The organism is Ruegeria sp. D1(2025), from assembly GCF_056536425.1.
Window position 1 is genome coordinate 2,501 of the sequence record NZ_JBQFPO010000027.1, and the last position, 3,569, is coordinate 6,069.

Here is a 3,569-nt window from a genome sequence, read left to right on the forward strand (position 1 = left end):
CGACTGAAACGAACAGAGTTGTCCAAGTCAAATATACTAACCCGAGCGACCTGCGTTGATCAGCTGCACGGCTGGGAGACCATATGGGGTTGCTCAATTGTCCTCGTCCAAGTGGCGGGGGCGGGAAATGTATGTTTTTGGTTCAGAAGAATGACTGCCTTTAGTTACCAGCTGGGCGGTCTCGATTGATCCGACCCCCGAACTGTGAAGGCCGAAGGCCGGAAGAGTTCATGTCCTCAGGTAGCCGAATAGGCGGTAGGACGACCAGGGCCGTGTCTTTCTTTTTCTGGATCAAATCAAGCGCGAGAAGGGCGTTTGGTGAATGCCTTGGCAGCAAGAGGCGATGAAAGACGTGATACTCTGCGATAAGCCATGGGGAGCTGAGAATAAGCTTTGATCCATGGATTTCTGAATGGGGCAACCCACCTGAAAGCTTCATATTGTTATCCTTGATAATCAATATGTCGCTTAAACAGGTACTTAAGACCTGAATACATAGGGTTTTAAGAGCAAACCCGGGGAACTGAAACATCTAAGTACCCGGAGGAAAGGAAATCAATTGATACTCCCCTAGTAGCGGCGAGCGAACGGGGACCAGCCGAGCCGGATAAGTGAGAAGAACATGTTGGGAAGCATGGCCATAGCGGGTGACAGCCCCGTATTCGAAGCTTTGACGGACGTATTAAGTAGGGCGGAACACGTGAAATTCTGTCTGAAGATCGGAGGACCACCTTCGAAGGCTAAGTACTCCTTGCTGACCGATAGCGAACCAGTACCGTGAGGGAAAGGTGAAAAGCACCCCGACGAGGGGAGTGAAACAGTACCTGAAACCGAACGCCTACAATCAGTCGGAGGCTCCTTGCGAGCTGACGGCGTACCTTTTGTATAATGGGTCATCGACTTGGTCTCACGAGCAAGCTTAAGCCGTTAGGTGTAGGCGTAGCGAAAGCGAGTCTTAATAGGGCGCATGAGTTCGTGGGATCAGACCCGAAACCGAGTGATCTAGGCATGGCCAGGTTGAAGGTAAGGTAACACTTACTGGAGGACCGAACCCACATCCGTTGAAAAGGATCGGGATGAGCTGTGCCTAGGGGTGAAAGGCCAATCAAACTCGGAGATAGCTGGTTCTCTGCGAAATCTATTTAGGTAGAGCGTCATCCGAATACCCCGGGGGGTAGAGCACTGGATGGGTAATGGGGCCCCACAGGCTTACTGATCCTAACCAAACTCCGAATACCCGGGAGTACTAGATGGCAGACACACTGCGGATGCTAACGTCCGTAGTGGAGAGGGAAACAACCCTGACCTACAGCTAAGGCCCCCAATTCATGGCTAAGTGGGAAAGCAGGTGGGACGACCAAAACAACCAGGAGGTTGGCTTAGAAGCAGCCATCCTTTAAAGATAGCGTAACAGCTCACTGGTCTAAACAAGTTGTCCTGCGGCGAAGATGTAACGGGGCTCAAGCCATGAGCCGAAGCTTAGGATGCCGTAAGGCATGGTAGCAGAGCGTAGTGTGACATAGAACTCATCCGTATTTGCATCCACCTGTGAAATATCAGCGGGTGTAATGACGGATCGAGTTCTTTCGATGAAGCCGGCCTGTGAGGGATCCGGTGGAGAGATCACTAGTGAGAATGATGACATGAGTAGCGACAAAGAGTGTGAGAGACACTCTCGCCGAAAGTCCAAGGGTTCCTGCTTAAAGCTAATCTGAGCAGGGTAAGCCGGCCCCTAAGCCGAGGCCGAAAGGCGTAGGCGATGGGAACTAGGTTAATATTCCTAGGCCAGGAGGATGTGACGGATCACAGGTGTAGTTCAATCTTATCGGATTGATTGGGCTGCTGAGTGGTTCCTGGAAATAGCCCTCCATCAGACCGTACCCTAAACCGACACAGGTGGACTGGTAGAGCATACCAAGGCGCTTGAGAGAACGATGTTGAAGGAACTCGGCAAAATACCTCCGTAAGTTCGCGAGAAGGAGGCCCGGTTCCTAGGCAACTAGGGGCTGGGGGCACAAACCAGGGGGTGGCGACTGTTTATTAAAAACACAGGGCTCTGCGAAGTCGCAAGACGACGTATAGGGTCTGACGCCTGCCCGGTGCCTGAAGGTTAAAAGGAGAGGTGAGAGCCTTGAATTGAAGCCCAGGTAAACGGCGGCCGTAACTATAACGGTCCTAAGGTAGCGAAATTCCTTGTCGGGTAAGTTCCGACCTGCACGAATGGCGTAACGACTTCCCCGCTGTCTCCAACATCGACTCAGCGAAATTGAATTGCCTGTCAAGATGCAGGCTTCCCGCGGTTAGACGGAAAGACCCCGTGCACCTTTACTACAGCTTCGCACTGGCATCAGGATTGTGATGTGCAGGATAGGTGGTAGGCTTTGAAGCAGGAACGCAAGTACCTGTGGAGCCTCCCTTGAGATACCACCCTTCGCACTCTTGATGTCTAACCGCGGTCCGTTATCCGGATCCGGGACCCTGCGTGGCGGGTAGTTTGACTGGGGCGGTCGCCTCCTAAAGCGTAACGGAGGCGCGCGAAGGTTGGCTCAGAGCGGTCGGAAATCGCTCGTTGAGTGCAATGGCAGAAGCCAGCCTGACTGCAAGACTGACAAGTCGAGCAGAGTCGAAAGACGGCCATAGTGATCCGGTGGTCCCGAGTGGAAGGGCCATCGCTCAACGGATAAAAGGTACGCCGGGGATAACAGGCTGATACTGCCCAAGAGTCCATATCGACGGCAGTGTTTGGCACCTCGATGTCGGCTCATCTCATCCTGGGGCTGGAGCAGGTCCCAAGGGTACGGCTGTTCGCCGTTTAAAGAGGTACGTGAGCTGGGTTTAGAACGTCGTGAGACAGTTCGGTCCCTATCTGCCGTGGGTGTAGGAGACTTGAGAGGAGTTGCCCCTAGTACGAGAGGACCGGGGTGAACGATCCACTGGTGGACCAGTTGTCGTGCCAACGGCAGTGCTGGGTAGCTATGATCGGACAGGATAACCGCTGAAGGCATCTAAGCGGGAAGCCCCCCTCAAAACAAGGTCTCCCTGAGGGCCGTGGAAGACCACCACGTCAATAGGCCGGAGATGTAAGCGCAGTAATGCGTTCAGTTGACCGGTACTAATCGCCCGATAGGCTTGATTTGATCCAGTAATGGAAAGACAAATCAAAAACATACACCTCAGTAAACATGGATAACTTCGTCGCTTCAAACGACGATGTTGATTGACATAACAACCGTGCAGGAACGCGCATCCGCTTCGCGAATACGCTGCCTCCTGCGCGTCGCCTTTTTGCTTCGCAAAAAAGAGCGACGGGGATTTTCCTCGGTTTGGTGGTCATAGCGCAAGTGAAACACCCGGTCCCATCCCGAACCCGGAAGTTAAGCACTGCCGCGCCAATGGTACTTGGGCTTAAGCCCCGGGAGAGTAGGTCACCGCCAAACCTAGTAAAATCCCCCAAAACCTCTCTAAACGATGAAACACTTTCCGACCCTGACGCGGGATGGAGCAGCCCGGTAGCTCGTCAGGCTCATAACCTGAAGGTCGTAGGTTCAAATCCTACTCCCGCAACCAGC

Annotated in this window: 1 tRNA gene and 2 rRNA genes; all 3 read left to right on the forward strand. The window is 53.2% G+C overall.

From position 1 onward, the window contains the following. The first annotated feature begins 294 nt into the window (after nucleotides 1–294). A 23S ribosomal RNA gene (locus ACR1XU_RS22895) occupies nucleotides 295–3,137 on the forward strand. Between the two features lie 185 nt (nucleotides 3,138–3,322). Continuing rightward, nucleotides 3,323–3,437 (forward strand): 5S ribosomal RNA (gene rrf / locus ACR1XU_RS22900). Nucleotides 3,438–3,490: 53 nt separating this feature from the next. Next, nucleotides 3,491–3,567, forward strand: a tRNA-Met gene (locus ACR1XU_RS22905). Nucleotides 3,568–3,569: the final 2 nt, after the last annotated feature.